Genomic DNA, 18,473 nt, shown 5'->3' with positions numbered 1-18,473 from the left:
AGGGCCGGCCTAGACAGTGGCGGGTCGCGCCGGGTCCGGGGCGGTGCCGGCCGGGGCCGGAATGGTGGTCTTGAGGTCCTGGGCCGTCGCCTGGGCCGCGGTGGGCGGCGGGCTGACGGCGGCGATGGCCGTGGTGACGACGCCCGCGGGCTCGGCAGGGACGTCCGCCGGCGCGACATCGCCGTGGCCGACCGGCTTGCGCCGCGACACCAGCCAGATCGCCCCGGAGCCCGCGACCAGCAGCACCGCGACGACGACGACACCCCAGGTGCCCTGCCGGGTGAGGAACTCCGCGCCCGCGCCGACCAGGCCCGCGGCCGGCAGGGTCAGCCCCCAGGCGACGAACATCCGGGTGGCGGTGGACCAGCGGACCACGCCGCCCTGGCGGCCGAGGCCCGCGCCCATCACGGCGCCGGAGCAGGACTGCGTGGTGGAGAGGGAGAAGCCGAGGTGCGAGGAGGCCAGGATGACCGTGGCCGCACTGGTCTGCGCGGCGAAGCCCTGCGGCGGCTTGAGATCGGTGAGGCCGCTGCCCATGGTGCGGATGATGCGCCAGCCGCCCAGGTAGGTGCCGAGCGCGATGGCCGTACCGGCGCAGACGATGACCCAGACCGGCGGGTTGGAGCCGGGGTGCAGGACGCCGCCGGTGACCAGCGCGAGGGTGATGATGCCCATGGTCTTCTGCGCGTCGTTGGTGCCGTGGGCGAGGGAGACCAGTCCGGCCGAGGCGATCTGACCGGCGCGGTAGCCCTTCGCGGTGGCCTTCTCCTGGGCGCCGTCGCGGATCTTCCCGCCGATCCGGTACGTCAGCCGGGTGGCCAGCAGCGCGGCCAGACCGGCGACGATCGGGGCGGCGACCGCGGGGAGCAGCACCTTGGTGACGACGGTGCCGCCGTTGACCGACGACCAGCCCGCCGACATCACCGCAGCGCCGATCAGGCCGCCGAACAGGGCGTGCGAGGAGCTGGACGGCAGTCCGACCAGCCAGGTCAGCAGATTCCACAGGATGGCGCCGACGAGTGCCGCGAAGATGACTTCCGTCCGCAGCCCGTTCTCGTTGATGATCCCGCCGGAGATCGTCTTGGCGACCTCCACGGACAGGAACGCGCCGACGAGGTTGAGAACGGCGGACATGGCCACCGCGGTCTTCGGTTTGAGTGCGCCGGTCGAGATGGTGGTCGCCATCGCGTTGGCGGTGTCGTGGAAACCGTTCGTGAAATCGAACACTAGAGCTGTCACGATCACAATCGCGAGGAGCAGCGTGATGTGTTCCATTTACCCAGGCAATCGTTCGACGTCAGTGGCATGTGGACCGTAGGCAACCTGGGTGAACGGAAGATGAACTGAGCAGGGCGTTGTGGTGTCTCCGTACGTCGTCGTGCCGCTCTGCCCGTCCTCCGGTCGTTCTCCGGGGCCGTGCGGGCCGGGTGCAGCGCCGGGCGAGGTATGTTTCGGCCACTTGTCACCCTTTTGTTAATTTCTCCGATCCGTGACGGCGGTCTCTCCGGTCGGCGGTCTCTCCGGTCGACGGCATGTCCGTCCGGCCTCCGGGCTGACAGGATCTCCGCATGAGCGATCAGCAGCGGGACGCGATCGAACGGGCCTGGGAGGGTGTCGTAGCCACCGCCCGCAGGACGGCGGCGGACGGCCTCGTCGTCGGAACCTCGGGAAACGTGTCGGCCCGGGTCGGCGGGACGGTCCTGGTCACCCCGAGCGGAGTGCCGTACGACCGGCTCGGCCCCGAGGACGCGGTCGGCGTCGATCTGGACGGCAACCGCGTCCTCGGTGAACTGGCGCCGACCAGCGAACTCCCGCTCCATCTCGCGGTCTACCGGAACAGCGACGCGGCGGCCGTCGTACACACCCACGCGGTGCATGCCACGGCCGTCTCCACCCTGGTCCCCGAGGTCCCCCCGGTCCACTACGCCGTCGCCGTGCTCGGGGGCTCCGTCCGGGTCGCGGCCTACGCGCGCTACGGGACCGTGGAACTGGCCGAGAACATGCTCACCGCCCTGCGCGGCCGGACGGGCTGCCTGCTCCAGAACCACGGAACCGTCACCTACGGAGCCACCCTGGACGAGGCGTACGACCGGACCGCCCAGCTGGAATGGCTCTGCCGGCTCTGGCTCACCGCGAGCTCCGTCCCCGGACACACCCCGAGCCTGCTCTCCCCGGCCCAACTGCGTGAAGTCCGGGAAGCCCTGAAGGGATACGGACAACCCGGCGGCTGACCCGGCGGCTGACCGGGCGTCCGGCCCCCCGGCCCCCGCCCCCGGGGCCCCGCTGCCCCGCCGCCCCGAAAGGACAAGGACAACCGGGCCGCAGACCCGGCCGCCCGGTCCCCGCCGGGACACCGGACGGCCCCCGTCCGCTGGCAGGGTGCGGCACACCCCACGACACTGAAGCGGTGCGCCCGGCAACAGTCACGGCAGCAGCCGTCACCACGATCCTCGGCGTCGGTGCGGCAGCTGTCGCGGCCGGCCGGTACGCCAGCGACGCCGCCCTCAGGGCGCCGTCCGGACGGCCGCTCCCCGCCGACCGCAGGCTCACCGTGCACGCCACGGCCGCCGGGCAGGTCACCCTGACCCGCTCCTTCGCCGCCCTGCGGCCCGGCAGGTACGGGCTCGTGGGCGACGACATCCACGCCGTCGTCGGCCCGGTGATCGAACACGCCCCTCACGCCCCCGACACCGTCGTCCGCCGGCTGGAGCGGGTCAGCCGCGGCAGCCTGGAACCCGGCGCCAAGGTCTGCGTCACCCCGCAGCTGTACAGCGGCGACCCCTCCACGGCCCTCGGCCTCGCCCACAGGGAAGTCGAGATCCCCGGCGAACTCGGCGCGCTGCCCGCCTGGTTCCTGCCCGGCGCCCGCGCCACCTGGGTCATCACCGTGCACGGCCTCGGCACCACCAGGGAGCACCCCCTGAACGTCATGGGGTTCCTGCACGACCTGCGCCTGCCCGTGCTCGACCTGGCCTACCGGGGCGACGCCGGAGCCCCGCGCTCCCCGGACGGCCTCGCCCATCTCGGCGAATCCGAATGGCGCGACCTGGACGCGGCCATCCGCTTCGCCGTGCGGTACGGGGCCGAGAAGGTCGTCCTGCACGGCTGGTCCACCGGCGCCTCCATGGCGCTGCACGCGGCCGTCAACTCCGCGCTGCGCGACCGGATCCGCGGTCTCGTCCTCGATTCCCCGGTCCTGGACTGGGTCGCCACGCTGCGCGCCCTGGCCGTCGCCCGCGGGGTGCCGACCGCGCTGCTGCCGCTCGCCGTCCGTGCCGCCCAGGGGCAGACCGGGCTGCGCGGCGCCCGGCTCCTGGACGGCTCCCTCGCGGCGGAGCTCCGCGTCCCGACCCTGATCTTCCACGGCCCGGACGACACCCTGGCCCCCTGGCAGCCGTCCCGCGAGCTGGCCGCCCGCCGCCCGGACCTGGTCGCCCTGCGCGCCGTCCCGCAGGCTCCGCATGCGGCGATGTGGAATGCCGATCCGGTCCACTACGAAGAGGCCCTGCGCCGGTTCCTCACGCCCCTGATGTGACCTGATGCGAGGGTTCGGCCGATTGGTGCCGGACCCCCTCCGGCGCCCTCCCCCGCGAATTCGGGTTCCGTTTGGGCTTTCGGGCCGTCAGGGGCAAGACTGCTCCCCGTGACGTCCCGTACCCCGCGCGACTCCAGGCTGCGACTTGTCCGCCCGCGACCCATCGCCACCGCTCGCAAGGCCGTGACCGCCCGGCGGACCAGGCCGGCCCCCCGCCCCCCGGAGGGCACCCCGCCCCGGGCCGAACTGGCCCGCCAGGCCAGGGCGGTCCTCGCCGACGCCGTACGAATCGCCCACTGGGCAGCCGACGGCGCGGTCCCCGGCGCACCGCCACCGGCCGTCCAGGCTCTCGAACGGGCCGCGACGGCCCTGGAGTTGTCCCCGGCGCAGGTGCGCTCCGGCTGGGACCGGGCCCGCCTCGCCGGTCTCGTCGAACTGCACGGCGGCACCGCACGCCCCGGCTGGCGGCTGCGCGCCTGGGACCGCGACGACTCCGCAGTGCTCCGCGGCTGGGTGGCGCTCTTCGACGCGTGGTCGCTGGTCCACCCCGCGCCCGAGGGCATCGAGTCCACCGCGGTCGCCGAGGCCGTCGAGGCCGTGCCCCAGGTGCTCTCCCTCCTCCAGCTCTCGGCCGGCCCGGTCACCGTGCCCGCCCTCCTGGACCTGCTCGGCCAGCGCGTCGCGGAACTCCACGAGGAGCGCTGCGAGGTGCCGTACGGACCGCAGCCGCTGCCCGCACCGGCCGAATCCGCCCCCGCCGCGCACCCCGCCGCCCTGGTCGCCCTTCTTCTCGACTGGGCCCTGGAGGGACTGGCCGCCGTCGGCGCGCTCACCCTCGGCGCCGGACACGCCACCCTCACCCCGCTCGGCAACTGGGCGGTCTGGGTCAAGCTGGAACAGATCTGCGTCGCCGCCCAGAGCCCCGCCGGGAACATCGAGCAGTCCGCCGCCGACATGCTGCTCGGCTGCGCCCGGCTCACCCCCGGCCCGGCCCGCGACGAATACCGCGCCTGGCTCGCCGCCCGCCCCGTCGGCAGCGCCGTCGCCGAACTCCTCGCCGTGGCCCGCGGCGAGGACGCGCTGCTGCGCGGGCTCGCCTTCGAGGCACTCCGGGTCGTCGGCGCACCGGCCGAACCCGAGGTGCGTTCCGTCGTCGGCGACCCCTCGCTGCGCCCCTACGCGCTGCTCTGGCTGGCGGAGTACGACGGAGCCGACCCCGAGGACGCCCAGGACGTGCTCAGCCGCGAGGAGGCCACCTGGCTCTGGGTCGACACCGCGGCGGCCGTCGCCGACCACGGCGAGACCGGGCTGCTGGTCCGCCATCTCGACTCGGCCGTCCAGGGCACGGTCCCGGCCCTGCTGGACGAGGTGCGGGCCGTCGGTCACCCGCGCACCGTGCAGGTCCTGGTGGCCCTGGCCGCCGCGCACCCGGACCCCGCGCTGGCCAAAGCGGTGCGCCGGGCCGCGTTCCAGGTGCACACGGGCGGCGCGTAGCGCGTACGGCGTGCCGGACGGGCTACGGGCTCCGACCCCGGAGCCCGTCCGGCCGCGCGTCCGTCAGCCGGCTCGCCCACCGGCCCGTGTCTCCGGCGGTCCGTGTCTCCGGCGGGTCGCCGGCCCGTTCGTCCGCCGCGGCCCGTGCTTCCGGCCGTACGCCGGCCTCGTTCGGCCGTCGGTCCGCTTCGGCCGTCAGTCCGCCGACCCCGGTGCGTACGTCCCGAAGCTCCACACATTGCCCTCCCCGTCCCGCGCCGTGTAGTCGCGCGAGCCGTAGTCCTGGTCCGTGGGCGGCATCAGGATCTCCACCCCGTGCTCCACGGCACAGGCGTAGTGCGCATCGACCTCGTCCACCACGACGTAGACACCGGCGGGTCCCGCCCCCTGCATCGCCTTGGCGAAGACGCCCTCGCGTCCCTTGGAGCCGAGCATCACCCTGCCGTTGCCGCAGGACAGTTCCGCATGGAGGACCTGGCCGTTCTCGCCCTCGTACACCGCCTCCTCCTTGAAGCCGAGCCCCTCGGTCAGCGTCCTGATCGCGGCCTTCGCGTCGTCGTACAGAATCGTCGGATAGATCGTCGGAACACCGGCCGGTGCGCCTGCCATGACGCTCACCCCTTCTCGTCCTCCGTGACCCGTTTCTGCCATCTCTGTGATCTGCGTCTCAGTCTTCCATCGGCCGCCGACAACGGCCCGGCTCGGCGGAAGGTGCTGCAGTCGGCCGTGCTGCCGCTGCGGAAGCCCGTGGTGAACCAGTCCTGGTGCTGCGCGGCCGAGCCGTGCGCCCAGAGCCCCGGTGGCCCTGCGCGCTGTTGACCACCGCTGCGGTCCGGCGGTCGTCCCGGGTGTCTGCGTCCTGCCCGGTGCGGCAGGACTGCCGCACCGGCGCGGCCGAGGACGCGGTGGCCCCCGCGCCCTGGTCGCCGGACGACAGGCCGAGCCGATCAGGGCCGACGCCGAAGAGCAGCCCCGGGGCGGGGGCGATGAGCCCGGCGATGCCGCCGCCCCCGGTGGCCCTGCCGCTGGGGATGCGGCTGTCGCGCACGTCCCGGACCTCGGGCGTGTCCAGCTCGGCGCCGTCGTCGGACTGCATGCGGCACCACCCTCCGCTCCGGCCGCGGCGGCCTCACTGCCTTCGCCGAGTATGAGGTAGTTCACATGGAAGTGCCCCGTTTTCGGTCGCGCGGTGGAGAGGAGCGGTGGCGCCGAGCCGGTTGTCCGCAAGGGGCGTGAGCGCATGCGGAAAAGCAGTTGCACACCGCCAGTAGAATGAGCCGTATGGCAATTCTCCCCGTGAGTGAGTAAACGGCGTCGAGTCGTGAGTCCGTAGTCGTCCGTCCGCCGTCCACCCGCCCTGGAGATTTACCTTGATCACCGCTTCCGCCATCGAGCTGCGCGCCGGCGCCCGGATCCTCATCGAATCCGCCTCCTTCCGTATCGCCAAGGGCGACCGCATCGGCCTCGTCGGCCGCAACGGAGCGGGCAAGACCACCCTCACCAAGTGCCTCGCCGGTGTGGGCAACCCGGTCGGCGGCACCATCACCCGTTCCGGCGAGGTCGGCTACCTGCCGCAGGACCCGCGCACCGGCGACCTCGACGTACTCGCCCGCGACCGCATCCTCTCCGCCCGCGGCCTCGACGAGATCCTGCGCAAGATGCGGGAGAACGAGGAGCGGATGGCGAACGGCAAGGGCGCCACCCGCGAGAAGGCGATGAAGAAGTACGAGCGCCTGGAGACGGAGTTCCTCACCAAGGGTGGATACGCCGCCGAGGCCGAGGCCGCCACCATCGCCGCCGCGCTCAGCCTGCCCGACCGGGTGCTCGGACAGCCGCTCCACACGCTCTCCGGCGGTCAGCGCCGCCGTGTCGAGCTGGCCCGCATCCTGTTCTCGGACGCCGACATCCTGCTGCTCGACGAGCCGACGAACCACCTCGACGCCGACTCGATCGTCTGGCTGCGCGACTACCTCAAGACCTACCGCGGCGGCTTCGTCGTGATCTCCCACGACGCCGAGCTCGTCGAGACGGTCGTCAACAAGGTCTTCTACCTTGATGCCAACCGGTCGCAGATCGACATCTACAACATGGGCTGGAAGCTCTACCAGCAGCAGCGCGAGGCCGACGAGAAGCGCCGCAAGCGCGAGCGCCAGAACGCCGAGAAGAAGGCCGCGGCCCTCAACTCGCAGGCCGACAAGATGCGCGCCAAGGCCACCAAGACCGTCGCCGCGCAGAACATGGCCAAGCGGGCCGAGCGGCTGCTCTCCGGTCTGGAGGCGGTCCGGGTCTCCGACAAGGTGGCCAAGCTGCGCTTCCCCGAGCCCGCGCCGTGCGGCAAGACCCCCCTGATGGCGGAGGGGCTGTCCAAGTCGTACGGCTCGCTCGAGATCTTCACCGATGTGGACCTCGCCATCGACAAGGGCTCCAGGGTCGTCATCCTCGGCCTCAACGGCGCGGGCAAGACCACCCTGCTGAGGCTCCTCGGCGGCGCCGAGAAGCCCGACACCGGCGAGGTCATCGAGGGGCACGGACTCAAGCTCGGCTACTACGCCCAGGAGCACGAGACCCTCGACCCGGACCGCTCCGTCCTGGAGAACATGCGCTCGGCGGCACCCGACCTCGATCTCGTCGACGTACGCAAGACGCTCGGCTCGTTCCTCTTCTCCGGCGACGACGTCGACAAGCCGGCCGGAGTCCTCTCCGGCGGCGAGAAGACCCGTCTCGCGCTGGCGACCCTCGTGGTCTCCTCCGCCAACGTGCTGCTCCTGGACGAGCCGACGAACAACCTCGACCCGGCCAGCCGCGAGGAGATCCTCGGCGCGCTGCGCACGTACAAGGGCGCCGTCGTCCTCGTCACGCACGACGAGGGGGCGGTCGAGGCCCTCCAGCCGGAGCGCATCATCCTGCTGCCGGACGGTGTCGAGGACCTGTGGGGCGCGGACTACCGGGACCTGGTGGCACTGGCCTGATCGCCGCCCGGTCACCTCTGATCCACCCCGTATGGATCATTCGGCCCATGCGTGATCCATCATCTGCGTGAGTACGTCTCGTACCTCGGCGCGGCGCCCGGCAGATACCTGCCGGGCGCACCCATTTGGGGGCCGCAATCCCCGTGTGGCCCTGACCTGGCGGTTCGTCCCACGGCTCTTCCCAGCCGCCCCCACAGCCCCGCGGAATGCAGGATTCCGGTCAGGTCGGCCCGCTGTCCGGGCGGGAATCCAGTTGCACGGACCTTGCGGAATGGGTGGCCAGGAAGCCCCCGAGGGGTGATCATGAGAGTCCAGAGCGCACTTCCCATGAGGAGGCACGGGTGGCCGAGACTCTGAAGAAGGGCAGCCGGGTTACCGGCGCCGCGCGCGACAAGCTCGCGGCAGACCTGAAGAAGAAGTACGACTCCGGTGCGAGCATCCGGGCGTTGGCCGAAGAGACCGGCCGCTCCTATGGATTCGTCCACCGGATGCTCAGTGAGTCCGGAGTCACGCTGCGTGGACGCGGCGGAGCAACACGAGGCAAGAAGGCCGCCACGGCCTGACGGCCGTCGGCGGATCGGGGCAGGTCCGTCCGGACCCGTCCCGGGGCTCACCGGTTTCGGCGGTGGCCACCCGGTCGACCATGGTGTCGGCCGGGTGGTTACTGTTCAGTCACTTAGCTCTCTGTGCTGACTGAACCGATCCGGAGGCGCCCCATGACCTTGTACGACTCTGTGCTCGACAAGGACGGCGTACAGCTCACCGTCGACGACGCGGTTGCCACGGTGACCCTCACCAATCCGGCCCAGCGCAACGCTCAGTCCCCCGCTCTGTGGCGGGCGTTGACCGAGGCCGGACGGGCACTGCCCGGCAGCGTGCGGGTCGTCGTGCTCCGTGGCGAGGGCAAGTCCTTCTCCGCGGGGCTCGACCGGCAGGCGTTCACCCCGGAGGGGTTCGACGGCGAGCCGTCCTTCCTCGACATGGCGCGTGGTCCGGAGTCCGAACTCGACGCGACCATCGCCGAGTACCAGGAGGCGTTCACCTGGTGGCGCCGCAACGACATCGTGTCGGTCGCGGCGGTCCAGGGGCACGCGATCGGTGCCGGCTTCCAGCTCGCCCTCGCCTGCGATCTGCGCATCGTCGCCGAGGACGTGCAGTTCGCCATGCGTGAGACCAGTCTCGGTCTGGTCCCCGACCTCACCGGCACCCACCCCCTGGTGAATCTGGTGGGGTACGCCCGTGCGCTCGAAATCTGCGCCACGGGCCGCTTCGTGTACGCCGAGGAGGCCGAGCGCACCGGCCTCGCCAACCTTGTGGTCCCTGCCGGTGAGCTGGACGCCGCGGCCCGTGACCTGGCCGGCGCACTGCTCGCCGCCCCGCGCGACGCGGTCGTGGAGACCAAGGCGCTGCTGAGCGGTGCCGTCTCCCGTGGTTACGAGGAGCAGCGCATCGCCGAACGCGCCGCGCAGGGGCGGCGTCTGCGCGACCTGGCGGGCATCACCGACTGAGCGGGAGCCGGTTCAGCCCTCGACCGCCGGACGGCCGCGGGGCTCGGTCCCCGGTCCCCGGCCCCGGGCCCGAACGTCCGATGGTCGGGGCCGTCCGGCGGTCGATCGGCGCCCGGTGGCCAGGTCCGCTCGGTGGTCGGCCCCGCGTCCGGTGGTCAGGTCCGCTCCACCACCGCGGTGATCAGTACGGCGACCGAGGGGTGCCCCTCCACCGAGGCCGCCACCGCATCCCGCACCGCACGTGCCACGTCGAGCGCCCGGTGGCCCGCGTCCGTCGCCAGTTCGACCCGTACGTGACCCGGGCCCGTGTGCACCGCGTTGCCCAGCACCCCGGTCAGCGTCACGACACCGGGAACACCCGCGGCAGCGGCCCCCGCCACCCCCTCCGGCCTCGCCTCGCGCACCGCGGCCGGTTCGGGGGTCGGCCGTACGGGTGGCGTGTCCAGCAGTTCCGTCACCCGGACATCCACCTCGGCGACCACCAGCCCCAACCGCTGCCCGGCCGCCGTCAGCAGCGCCGAGCGCAGTGCCGCCGCGGCGGCGGGCAGCGGCAGACCGGACATCGCCGACATGGCCGCCTCCATCCGCAGCGGCCCCGGCGGCAGCGCGCTCGGCGGCGGCTCCACCTCCGGGGCCGGGCTCCTGTCCGGATCCGCCACCGAGATCCTGAGCTTTCCGAGGACCGGGCCCGGCCCCGGTCCGCCCGCCGCGCCGCGCAGCACCGCGACCGCGGCCCGCTCCGAGATCCAGGCCCCGTCCGCCGGACCGCCCAGTGGCAGCAGCCGACCGAGGCCGATCCGCTGCCGAACCGCCGCCGTCCATCCGTCGGCCCGGTGCCGGCCGTCCGCTGTCGTCATTCCCTCAGCCTGCCGCATCCGCGGCGCGAGACGGGGCAAGCGCACTTAATGTGGGCAAAGAGGTCCAAAATGCCCTGAAGGGAAGAGTGGCGATGACCGACACCCCCCAGCGGAACCGTCCCGAGAACCCCGACAAGGAATCGAGCCCGCTCGTCAAGCGCGGCGGGGGAGACCCCGCGACCCGTGGCCGCACGACCATCGCCGACGGCGTGGTCGAGAAGATCGCGGGCATGGCGGCACGTGACGTGGTCGGTGTCCACGCGATGGGCAGCGGCTTGTCACGCACGTTCGGCGCGGTGCGCGACCGGGTCCCCGGCGGTGGCAAGTCCGTCACGCGTGGGGTCAAGGCGGAAGTGGGAGAGTCGCAGACCGCGCTCGACCTGGAGATCGTCGTCGACTACGGCGTATCGATCATCGATGTCGCCCGTGACGTGCGGGAGAACGTGATCGCGGCGGTCGAGCGGATGACCGGCCTGGAAGTCGTCGAGGTCAACATCGCGGTGAGCGATGTGAAGCTGCCCGACGAGGCCGACGACGAGGACCAGACCGAACCACGTCTTCAGTAGGCCTCCGAACCTGTGGGCCTGCGAACCGATGCAGTCGAGGAGCGCACGATGAGCATGGCGGTGGTCGGCATGGTGGCCGGCATGGCGCTCGGATTCGCCGGGTACTTCGGCGGATTCGGGGCCTTTCTCCTGGTGGCGGCGTTGGGGGCGGTCGGTTTCGTCGTCGGCCGGCTCCTGGAAGGTGACCTGGAACCCGGCGACTTCTTCCGAGGTCGCGAACGCGGCGACCGACGGCGGTGACGGCGGTGCCGGGGGTGGGCGGCCGGGTCGCGGCCGGTGAGCGCGGGGAGACCCGGATCGCCGACCGGGTGGTCGCGAAGATCGCCGCACAAGCGGCGAAGGAGGCGGTCGACGAGCCGCCGGAGGAAGGTGCCTCGCCGCGCGCCACGGTGAGGGTGCACCGCGGCGCCGCCCGGGTGCGGGTGAGCCTGGAGCTCGGATACCCCACCGACATCGGCCGCCAGTGCGGCGGGGTGCGCAGGCATGTCGCCGAACGGGTGAGCGCGTTGGCGGGGATGGAAGTGCCCGAGGTCGCCGTGCAGGTCGAACGCCTGTACCCGACGGGAGCGGGTATCGCGGCACAGGGGAGGACCCGATGACCGAGCCCCACGACCCGGAGCACCGTACGGGGCGGCCGCCCGCCGCCCGGCCCGCCGAACAGGGGGACGGGCTCGAACCCGGCCGGTCCGCCTCGTCCGCCGCGTACGACCCGGTGCCCGCGCAGCAGGAGGGCGGCGGTCGGCCGGGGCGTTTCTGGTCCGCGCGCCGCATCCCCGCCGCGGTGCTCGCGCTGGTCGTCCTCGGCGGCACCGGTCTGCTGCTCTACGACGTGGCGGCGGTACGGGCCGGCCGTCCGGCGATGCGGTGGCGCCGCGCGCTGGCCGACGAGCTCGCCGGCCGGCCGCTGGACAACATCTGGGTACTGGCCGGCGCGGTGGCCGCGCTGGCGATCGGCCTCTGGCTGCTGGTGCTCGCCGTCACCCCCGGGCTCCGCGCCCTGCTGCCGATGCGCCGCGACCGTCCCGGTGTACGGGCCGGTCTCGACCGGACCGCGGCAGCACTGGTACTGCGCGACCGGGCTGTCGAGGTGTCCGGTGTGCAGTCGGTGCGGGTCCGGATGGGCCGGGGCAGGGCCGGGGTGCGCGCGGTGTCGCACTTCCGCGAGCTCGACGACGTACGGGCCGATCTGGACACCGTGCTCGGGACCGCAGTCGGGGAACTGGGGCTGGCCAGGCCCCCGAGCCTGTCCGTGCGGGTCCGCCGTCCGGCGAAGAAGGGGTGAGTCCGTTGCTCAGGACCGTCAACCGGGTGCTGCTCGGCCTCGCCGGGCTGGTGCTGATCTGTGCCGGCGGCGCGGCGCTCGCCGCCGGACTCGGCCTCGCCGTGCCGTCCTGGTGGCCCTGGCACGGCAAGGGCGCCGTCCTTCTCGGCGAGGCCGAACGGGACCGCTGGCGCGGCGAGGGATGGTGGTGGCCGGCGGTGATCGCGGTCCTGGCCGTCGTGGTCGTCCTCGCCCTGTGGTGGCTGCTGGCCCAACTGCGCCGTGCCCGCCTCGCCGAGGTGCTGGTGGACAGCGGCGACGGCGAGGGCGCGCTGCTGCGGGGCCGGGCCCTGGAGGGGGTGCTCGCCCAGGAGGCGGGGACCCTGGACGGAGTGGCCCGCGCCCAGGTCAGGCTGACCGGTCGGCGCAGGTCGCCGCAGGCGAGGATCCGCCTGCTGACGGAGCCGCACGCGGCGCCGGACGAGGCACTCGGCCGCCTCGCCGACGAGGTGCTGGCCCATGCGCGGGACTCCGCGGGGTTGGCCGAACTGCCTGCGGAGGTGCGGCTGAGGGCGGTCAAGCACCGTGCGGAAAGGGTGAGTTGACGGACCGTCGGGCGGGCTTGGGGGCCTGCCCGTCCGGCGGTGCTTCACGCGGTGGGACCGGTTCAGAAGCCGTGCCGGGAGCCGCCGTCGATCGGCACCATGAGGCCCGTCAGATACGAGGCCGCGGGCGAGAGCAGGAACGCCGCGGTCCGGCCGAACTCCTCCGGCGTGCCGTACCGGCGCAGCGGAATACGCGCCTCACCGGCCGTGCGGGATGCCTCCGCGTCGCCCGAGAGCGCGTCCAGCTCACGTACCCGGTCCGTGTCGATCCGACCCGGCAGCACGCCCAGCACCCGGATGCCCCGGGGGCCGAGCTCGTCGGCCAGGGACTTGGCGAAACCGGCCAGGCCGGGGCGCAGACCGTTGGAGATCGTCAGCCCGGCGATCGGCTCGTACACGGAGCCGGAGAGCACGAAACCGATGACCCCGCCCTCGCCGAGCGCGGCCGCCGCGGCCCTGGCGAGGCGTACCGCACCCAGGAACACCGACTCGAAGGCCGACTGCCACTGCGCGTCGGTGTTGTCGGCGAGGAAGCCGGGCGCCGGTCCGCCGACGCTGATGAGAATGCCGTCGAGCCGCCCGAACCGCTCGTGCGCACGGTCGACGAGGCGCTGAGCCGAGGCGGGGTCGGCATTGTCGGCGGCGAGGCCGAGGGCGCTCGCCCCCAGTCCGGCGGCGGCCGCCTCGACGCGCTTCTCGTCCCGCCCGGTGATGATCACCCTCGCCCCGTCCTCGGCCAGCGCCCGAGCCGTGGCGTTGCCCAACCCCCGGGTCGCTCCGGTGACGAGGTACACGCGGTCCTTCAGTCCAAGATCCATGGGCCCTATCCTGCCGCGCCGGGCTCCAGTGTGTCCTCCCCGGCCAGGGCCATGGCGGTGCCCACCAGTCCGATGTGGCTGAACGCCTGCGGGAAGTTGCCGACCTGCCGGCGCCCGACGGTGTCGTACTCCTCGGCGAGCAGCCCCACATCGTTGCGCAGCGCCAGCAGCTGCTCGAAGAGGGTGCGGGCCTGGTCGGTGCGCCCGGTCAGATGCAGGGCGTCGGCCAGCCAGAAGGAGCAGGCGAGGAAAGCCCCTTCGCTGCCGGGCAGCCCGTCGATCGAGATGCCGTCGGTGCTGTAGCGGCGGACCAGGCAGCCGCTGCCCAGCTCCTCCCGGACCGCGTCGACCGTCCCGATCACCCGGGGATCGTCCGGCGGCAGGAATCCGGTCCGGGGGATGAGCAGGGTCGCGGCGTCCAGGTTCCGGGAGCCGTAGGACTGCGTGAAGGTGTTCCGCACCGGGTCGAACCCCTTCTCGCACACCTCCCGGTGCACCGCGTCCCGCATCGCCCGCCACCGGTCGGCGTCGCCGGCCAGCGCGGGGTTCTTCTCCAGGGTGCGTACGGCGCGGTCGGCGGCGACCCAGGCCATCACCTTGGAGTGCACGAAGTGGCGGCGCTGGCCGCGGATCTCCCACAGCCCCTCGTCCGGCTCGCGCCAGGTGGACTCCAGGAAGCCGAGCAGGCTGAGCTGCAGATTCCAGGCGTGCGGCTTGTCGTCCAGGCCGGCCTCGCGTGCGAGCCGCAACGAGTCGATGACCTCGCCGTACACATCGAGCTGGCGCTGGCGCACCGCGGCGTTGCCGATCCGGACCGGGCCGGAGTCCTCGTAGCCGCGCAGCCAGGACAGCTCCGACTCGGGCAGTCTGCGCTCGCCCGCCAGGCCGTACATGATCTGCAGGTCGGCCGGGTCCCCGGCGACGGCCCGCAGCAGCCAGTCCCGCCAGGCCGCGGCCTCCTCCAGATAGCCGGCCGAGATGAGGGCGCCGAGGGTGAGCGTGGAGTCCCGCAGCCAGCAGAAGCGGTAGTCCCAGTTCCGTACGCCGCCGATCTCCTCGGGCAGTGAGGTGGTGGGAGCCGCCACGATGCCGCCGGTCGGGCCGAAGGTGAGTGCCTTCAGCGTGATCAGCGAGCGGATCACCGCCTCCCGGTACGGGCCCCGGTACTTGCACCGCGCGGACCACTCGGACCAGTCGGCCAGGGTGTTCTCCAGCGCCTCGAACGGGTCGACGAGTTCGGGACGGGGCGAGTGCGAGGGGTGCCAGGTCAGGACGAACGCCACCTGTTCGTCCGCGGAGACGGTGAACGACGAGCAGGTGGAGAACTGCTGCCCCCAGGTCTTGACCGGCGGCTCGCTCCGCAGCCAGGCCGAGTCCGGCCCGGCGACCGCCACCCGGTGCCCCTGCGAGCGGCGCACCCAGGGCACGACCGAGCCGAAGTCGAAGCGCAACCGGATCACGGAGCTCATCTCGACCGTGCCGCTGATGCCCTCGACGATCCGCATGACATCGGGTTCCTGGTCGCGCTGCGGCATGAAGTCGATGACCTTGACCGTGCCGGTACGGGTCTCCCAGTACGTCTCCAGGACCAGGGAGTCACCCGTGTAGCCGCGCCGGGTGCAGGTGTCGGCGCCCTTCGGGGCGATCCGCCAGTGGCCGTTGTCCTCGTCGCCGAGCAGGGCCGCGAAACAGGCGCCCGAGTCGAATCGGGGCAGGCAGAGCCAGTCGACAGAACCGTTCCTGCCGACCAGGGCGGCTGTCTGCAGATCGCCGATGAGGGCATAGTCCTCGATGCGTGGGGTCACGTTCTGGCGTGTTCCCGAACATGGGCCTCGTTAAGCAGGCCGGTCCCATGAGAAGCAGGCGTCACGTCGGCACCCCCGGCCGCTCCGGTACGACGGCGCTCGGGCGCGGACGGCGTCAGGCCGTCGCGGGCTCCGGCTTCTCCGGCTGTTCCGGCTGCGCCGGTCCGGAGGATTCCTGCTCCCCGGCGGCCGCGGCCGCTGCCGCGGCCTCCAGGCGGTCGCGCTTCTCCCGGCGGGCGAGCACCACGAAGCCCACCGGGACCCCGGCGGCGAACAGCCACCACTGCACGGCGTACGCCATGTGCGGACCGATCGAGCCGTCGTCGGGGGCGGCGATCGGTTCCGGTGAGCCGCCGGACGGCTCGGGCCCGGTCTGCTCGACGTAGCCGCCGAGCACCGGCCGGGAGAGCCGCTCGGCCTCCTGGGCGCTGTTGATCAGCATCACCTGGCGGTCCGGCAGGTCTGCGATGTCCTTGATGCCGCTGGTGCCCGTCGTCTCGTCGGCCTTGAGCCGCCCGGTCACGGTCACTTCGCCCTTGGGCACGGCCGGTACGTCGGGGAACGCGCGCTGGCTGTCGGCGGAGGGCACCCAGCCGCGGTTGACCAGGACCGTGCCGCCGCCCTTGAGGTCGAGCGGGATCAGCACATGGACGCCGATCCGGCCGTCGGTGGAGGTCCTGCGCCGTACGACCACCTCGTGCGCCGTGTCGTACGTTCCCGTGGCCGTCACCGCGCGCCAGTAGTCGGAGCGCGGGACGGTGTGACCCGGGGAGGTGAGCGAGGCGACCGGAACCGGTCTCGCCTTGAGGTTGCGGGAGATCAGGGAGTTCTGCGCGACCTTGTGCTCATGCCGGTGCAGCTGCCAGAAGCCCAGCTCGACCATCGTGGGAATCAGTACGAGGGCGAGGAGGGCGAGGATCAGCCACTGCCGGGTCAACAGGAAGCGGTACACCCCATGACGGTACAACTGCGTCATGGGGTGCATCGCGCAGGGGTGGGGGAAGGGGGCGCGGCGGCCGGTGCTCAGACTTTGTCGATGATGCCCACCTTCCCCTCGGCGCGGGCGCAGTGACCGCCGCAGAACCAGTGGCCGTCGACCTCGACGCCCTGGCCGATGATCTGGACCCGGCAGTGCTCGCAGAGGGGCGCCATACGGTGAATGGCGCAGGAGAAGCAGTCGAAGACGTGCACCGCGCCCTGTGCGTGCACCTCGAACGACATGCCGTAGTCGTTTCCGCAAACCTCACAACGTGCCATGCGCCACAGGGTGGGACGCCGGGGCGGTGGCGGGCGAGCGGCGGGCGGGCGAGTCGCCCCCGGTTCACTCCGATGACCGCGCGGCCCGCTGTGTCGCCGCCGGCGCCACATCGCGCAGCAGATGGGTGAACGCGCCCTCGTCCAGGATCGGGGTCCCGAACGACTTCGCCTTCACCGTCTTCGACGTCGCCGCGTCCGGATCGTTGGTGACGAGCAGACTCGTCAGCCGGGACACGCTGGTCGCCACATGCAGCCCGGCCTCGACGGCCCGGTCCTCCAGCAGCTCGCGGTCGACGGAGGTGTCGCCGGAGAACGCCACCCGCATGCCCTGCATGAGGGGTCTGTCCTTCTCGTACCGCCCGGGGTTCGGATACGGGCACGCCGGACGCTTGCGCGAGGGACGCCAGCTGCCCTGACCGTACGAAGACTGATGGCCGATCCGCGGGGTGACCGGGGAGTCCGACCACTCGGTCAGCGGCCGGCACTCCAGCAAGGGCAGCCGCACCCCGCCCCGCGCCGCCGCGTGCAGACTCGGCCGGAACGCCTCCGCCAGGACCCGGGCGTCGTCCAGCGCGTGGTGGGCGCGCTGCTGCACCACTCCGAAGTGCGCGGCCAGCGACTCCAGCTTGTGGTTGGGCAGCGGCAGCCGCAGCTCCTTGGAGAGGGCGATGGTGCACAGCCGCTGCTCGACGGGGGCGGCGGAGGAGGCCCGCGCGTACTCCCGGGCCAGCATCGACCAGTCGAAGGCCGCGTTGTGCGCGACGAGCACGCGGTCCGCGAGCCGTTCGGACAACTGGGCGGCGACCTCCGGGAAGAGCGGAGCGTCTTCGAGGACCTCGCTGGTCAGTCCGTGGATCCAGACAGGACCGGGATCGCGCTGCGGATTGACGAGGGTGTACCAGTGGTCCTCGACATTGCCCTGTGCGTCCAGGCGGTAGACGGCGGCGGACACTATCCGGTCGTCCCGTGCGAGGCCGGTGGTCTCCACGTCGACGACCGCGTACCCCTGCGGGTAGGCGGGCGGCCACGGTGCTGCGGTCTGGCGGTCGTCGAGCATGGTCACAGAGAATACGGGCCGCGACCGACAGTCTCCTATTCGGCCGTCTCCCGCCCCGGCGCGGGGGTTCCGGGGCGGGACGCCCGTGGTACGGGACCGGCCAGCAACCCCTCCACCAGGGCCCGCACGGAGTCCGCGAACAGCCGGTCCGGGTCGGCGGGCCGGGCCAGCGCGCGGGCCAGCGCCGGGTCGTCGTCCGCGGTGGACGCGGTCCACAGGTCGCCCTCGCCGGGGGACTGGACGGGGGACCGCTCACGGTTGCGTTCGACGAGCAGGAAGCCGACGGTCTGGAACTGCACCGCCCGCACCGCCGCCGCCGCCCGCGCCCCGCGCAGCCCCGCGGCGTGCACCTCGTGGACGAGGGCCTGCTGCGCGGGGAGGAACATCCGCTCGGTGAGCCCCCGTTCGTGGACCATCGCGATCAGATGCGGCCGGGCCCGCAGTTCACGGCGCAGGCCGCGGGCGACGGAGACGATGCGGGCCGCCGGGGTCCGGCCGGCCGGGCGGAGGGTGCCCATCTCCCGCACGGTGCGCTCGACGAGGGCGTCCAGGAGCGATTCGCGATTGCCGACGTGCCAGTAGATCGACGTGACCGCGGTGCCCAGTCCGGCGGCGAGGGCGCGCATGGTGAGGGCCTGCGGACCGTGCCGCTTCACCAGCGCCGCGGCGGTGTCCAGGACCTCTTCACGGGTCAGCGACGATCGGGCCACAGTGCTCCTCGACTCCCGGACTCCGTTACGT

20 protein-coding genes and 2 pseudogenes are annotated in these 18,473 nt (G+C 72.7%); 11 read left to right on the top strand and 11 right to left on the bottom strand.

Annotation, left to right across the window (positions count from 1 at the left end; genetic code table 11):
- Positions 1-9: 9 nt before the first annotated feature.
- Complete coding sequence (locus ACFVT1_RS31965) at positions 10-1,275, bottom strand: anion permease (RefSeq protein WP_389801682.1); 1,266 nt, start codon at positions 1,273-1,275, stop codon at positions 10-12.
- Between the two features lie 293 nt (positions 1,276-1,568).
- On the opposite strand from ACFVT1_RS31965, the gene ACFVT1_RS31960 reads away from it, so the two are divergent.
- The 3 genes from ACFVT1_RS31960 (at position 1,569) to ACFVT1_RS31950 (ending at position 5,029) form a co-directional block, all read left to right on the top strand.
- A complete protein-coding gene (locus ACFVT1_RS31960) occupies positions 1,569-2,231 on the top strand; it encodes a class II aldolase/adducin family protein (RefSeq protein ID WP_389801680.1) in 663 nt (220 codons plus the stop codon).
- 176 nt (positions 2,232-2,407) lie between these two features.
- Positions 2,408-3,535, top strand: coding sequence for an alpha/beta hydrolase (locus tag ACFVT1_RS31955; protein WP_389801677.1), 1,128 nt, complete (start codon positions 2,408-2,410; stop codon positions 3,533-3,535).
- 183 nt (positions 3,536-3,718) lie between these two features.
- A complete protein-coding gene (locus ACFVT1_RS31950; protein WP_389801779.1) occupies positions 3,719-5,029 on the top strand; it encodes a hypothetical protein in 1,311 nt (436 codons plus the stop codon).
- 195 nt (positions 5,030-5,224) lie between these two features.
- Here the strand turns inward: ACFVT1_RS31950 and ACFVT1_RS31945 are convergent, their stop codons facing one another.
- From ACFVT1_RS31945 to ACFVT1_RS31935, 3 genes and pseudogenes are all read right to left on the bottom strand, one after another.
- A complete protein-coding gene (locus tag ACFVT1_RS31945) occupies positions 5,225-5,638 on the bottom strand; it encodes a VOC family protein (protein ID WP_389801674.1) in 414 nt (137 codons plus the stop codon).
- A 5-nt stretch (positions 5,639-5,643) separates the two neighbouring features.
- Positions 5,644-5,787: pseudogene (locus ACFVT1_RS31940) on the bottom strand (hypothetical protein); the annotation flags it as partial.
- Positions 5,757-6,125 (bottom strand): annotated as a pseudogene (locus ACFVT1_RS31935) (hypothetical protein); the annotation flags it as partial. The pseudogenes ACFVT1_RS31935 and ACFVT1_RS31940, both read right to left, overlap by 31 nt.
- Before the next feature lie 274 nt (positions 6,126-6,399).
- Here ACFVT1_RS31935 and abc-f point away from each other — a divergent pair.
- The 3 genes from abc-f (at position 6,400) to ACFVT1_RS31920 (ending at position 9,506) form a co-directional block, all read left to right on the top strand.
- The gene (abc-f, locus tag ACFVT1_RS31930) at positions 6,400-7,998 is read left to right on the top strand and encodes a ribosomal protection-like ABC-F family protein (protein WP_389801671.1); all 1,599 of its coding nucleotides are present in this window, start codon (positions 6,400-6,402) and stop codon (positions 7,996-7,998) included.
- A 341-nt stretch (positions 7,999-8,339) separates the two neighbouring features.
- A complete protein-coding gene (locus ACFVT1_RS31925; protein WP_018518904.1) occupies positions 8,340-8,561 on the top strand; it encodes a helix-turn-helix domain-containing protein in 222 nt (73 codons plus the stop codon).
- A 153-nt stretch (positions 8,562-8,714) separates the two neighbouring features.
- On the top strand, positions 8,715-9,506 hold the full coding sequence (locus ACFVT1_RS31920; RefSeq protein WP_389801669.1) for an enoyl-CoA hydratase/isomerase family protein: 792 nt from the start codon (positions 8,715-8,717) through the stop codon (positions 9,504-9,506).
- Positions 9,507-9,661: 155 nt separating this feature from the next.
- On the opposite strand, the gene ACFVT1_RS31915 is transcribed toward ACFVT1_RS31920, so the two are convergent.
- Entirely contained in the window at positions 9,662-10,363 is a 702-nt protein-coding gene (locus tag ACFVT1_RS31915; protein ID WP_389801666.1) for a hypothetical protein, read from the bottom strand.
- 92 nt (positions 10,364-10,455) lie between these two features.
- Here ACFVT1_RS31915 and ACFVT1_RS31910 point away from each other — a divergent pair, with 92 nt between their 5' ends.
- Genes ACFVT1_RS31910 through amaP form a run of 5 tightly spaced genes read left to right on the top strand, consistent with a single transcriptional unit; the run spans position 10,456 to position 12,795 of the window.
- On the top strand, positions 10,456-10,929 hold the full coding sequence (locus tag ACFVT1_RS31910) for an Asp23/Gls24 family envelope stress response protein (protein ID WP_362205953.1): 474 nt from the start codon (positions 10,456-10,458) through the stop codon (positions 10,927-10,929).
- Between the two features lie 48 nt (positions 10,930-10,977).
- Positions 10,978-11,169, top strand: a complete 192-nt coding sequence (locus ACFVT1_RS31905; RefSeq protein ID WP_362206137.1) for a hypothetical protein — start codon at positions 10,978-10,980, stop codon at positions 11,167-11,169.
- A gap of 5 nt (positions 11,170-11,174) precedes the next feature.
- Positions 11,175-11,528, top strand: a complete 354-nt coding sequence (locus ACFVT1_RS31900; protein WP_389801661.1) for a hypothetical protein — start codon at positions 11,175-11,177, stop codon at positions 11,526-11,528.
- A complete protein-coding gene (locus ACFVT1_RS31895; RefSeq protein ID WP_389801658.1) occupies positions 11,525-12,211 on the top strand; it encodes a DUF6286 domain-containing protein in 687 nt (228 codons plus the stop codon). Before ACFVT1_RS31900 ends, ACFVT1_RS31895 begins: the two co-directional genes overlap by 4 nt.
- Positions 12,208-12,795: an alkaline shock response membrane anchor protein AmaP gene (amaP, locus tag ACFVT1_RS31890; protein ID WP_389801655.1), complete on the top strand. Its 588-nt coding sequence runs from the start codon at positions 12,208-12,210 to the stop codon at positions 12,793-12,795. The genes ACFVT1_RS31895 and amaP overlap by 4 nt, the downstream gene beginning before the upstream one ends.
- Positions 12,796-12,857: 62 nt before the next feature.
- On the opposite strand, the gene ACFVT1_RS31885 is transcribed toward amaP, so the two are convergent.
- The 6 genes from ACFVT1_RS31885 to ACFVT1_RS31860 all read right to left on the bottom strand — a co-directional run bounded on the left by ACFVT1_RS31885 (position 12,858) and on the right by ACFVT1_RS31860 (position 18,442).
- Positions 12,858-13,613, bottom strand: a complete 756-nt coding sequence (locus ACFVT1_RS31885) for an SDR family oxidoreductase (protein ID WP_389801652.1) — start codon at positions 13,611-13,613, stop codon at positions 12,858-12,860.
- A gap of 5 nt (positions 13,614-13,618) precedes the next feature.
- Entirely contained in the window at positions 13,619-15,418 is a 1,800-nt protein-coding gene (locus tag ACFVT1_RS31880; RefSeq protein ID WP_389801650.1) for a glycoside hydrolase family 15 protein, read from the bottom strand.
- 115 nt (positions 15,419-15,533) lie between these two features.
- Complete coding sequence (locus tag ACFVT1_RS31875; RefSeq protein WP_389801777.1) at positions 15,534-16,370, bottom strand: SURF1 family protein; 837 nt, start codon at positions 16,368-16,370, stop codon at positions 15,534-15,536.
- 71 nt (positions 16,371-16,441) lie between these two features.
- Positions 16,442-16,675, bottom strand: a complete 234-nt coding sequence (locus ACFVT1_RS31870) for a hypothetical protein (RefSeq protein WP_362205935.1) — start codon at positions 16,673-16,675, stop codon at positions 16,442-16,444.
- Positions 16,676-16,739: 64 nt separating this feature from the next.
- The gene (locus tag ACFVT1_RS31865; protein ID WP_389801647.1) at positions 16,740-17,738 is read right to left on the bottom strand and encodes a DEDDh family exonuclease; all 999 of its coding nucleotides are present in this window, start codon (positions 17,736-17,738) and stop codon (positions 16,740-16,742) included.
- A 29-nt stretch (positions 17,739-17,767) separates the two neighbouring features.
- Complete coding sequence (locus ACFVT1_RS31860; protein WP_389801644.1) at positions 17,768-18,442, bottom strand: TetR/AcrR family transcriptional regulator; 675 nt, start codon at positions 18,440-18,442, stop codon at positions 17,768-17,770.
- Positions 18,443-18,473 lie beyond the last annotated feature (31 nt).

This window comes from Streptomyces sp. NPDC057963, from assembly GCF_042887155.1.
Taxonomy (GTDB): domain Bacteria; phylum Actinomycetota; class Actinomycetes; order Streptomycetales; family Streptomycetaceae; genus Streptomyces.
The sequence above is the reverse complement of the archived record's forward strand: the minus strand, read 5'-3'. Positions and strand labels throughout refer to the sequence as shown.

Coding starts and splice junctions, on each gene's coding strand:
- ACFVT1_RS31965 (WP_389801682.1), bottom strand. CDS start 1,275: ATGGAACACATCACGCTGCTCCTCGCGATTGTGATCGTGACAGCTCTA.
- ACFVT1_RS31960 (WP_389801680.1), top strand. CDS start 1,569: ATGAGCGATCAGCAGCGGGACGCGATCGAACGGGCCTGGGAGGGTGTC.
- ACFVT1_RS31945 (WP_389801674.1), bottom strand. CDS start 5,638: ATGGCAGGCGCACCGGCCGGTGTTCCGACGATCTATCCGACGATTCTG.
- ACFVT1_RS31920 (WP_389801669.1), top strand. CDS start 8,715: ATGACCTTGTACGACTCTGTGCTCGACAAGGACGGCGTACAGCTCACC.
- ACFVT1_RS31915 (WP_389801666.1), bottom strand. CDS start 10,363: ATGACGACAGCGGACGGCCGGCACCGGGCCGACGGATGGACGGCGGCG.
- ACFVT1_RS31910 (WP_362205953.1), top strand. CDS start 10,456: ATGACCGACACCCCCCAGCGGAACCGTCCCGAGAACCCCGACAAGGAA.
- ACFVT1_RS31905 (WP_362206137.1), top strand. CDS start 10,978: ATGAGCATGGCGGTGGTCGGCATGGTGGCCGGCATGGCGCTCGGATTC.
- ACFVT1_RS31895 (WP_389801658.1), top strand. CDS start 11,525: ATGACCGAGCCCCACGACCCGGAGCACCGTACGGGGCGGCCGCCCGCC.
- ACFVT1_RS31885 (WP_389801652.1), bottom strand. CDS start 13,613: ATGGATCTTGGACTGAAGGACCGCGTGTACCTCGTCACCGGAGCGACC.
- ACFVT1_RS31870 (WP_362205935.1), bottom strand. CDS start 16,675: ATGGCACGTTGTGAGGTTTGCGGAAACGACTACGGCATGTCGTTCGAG.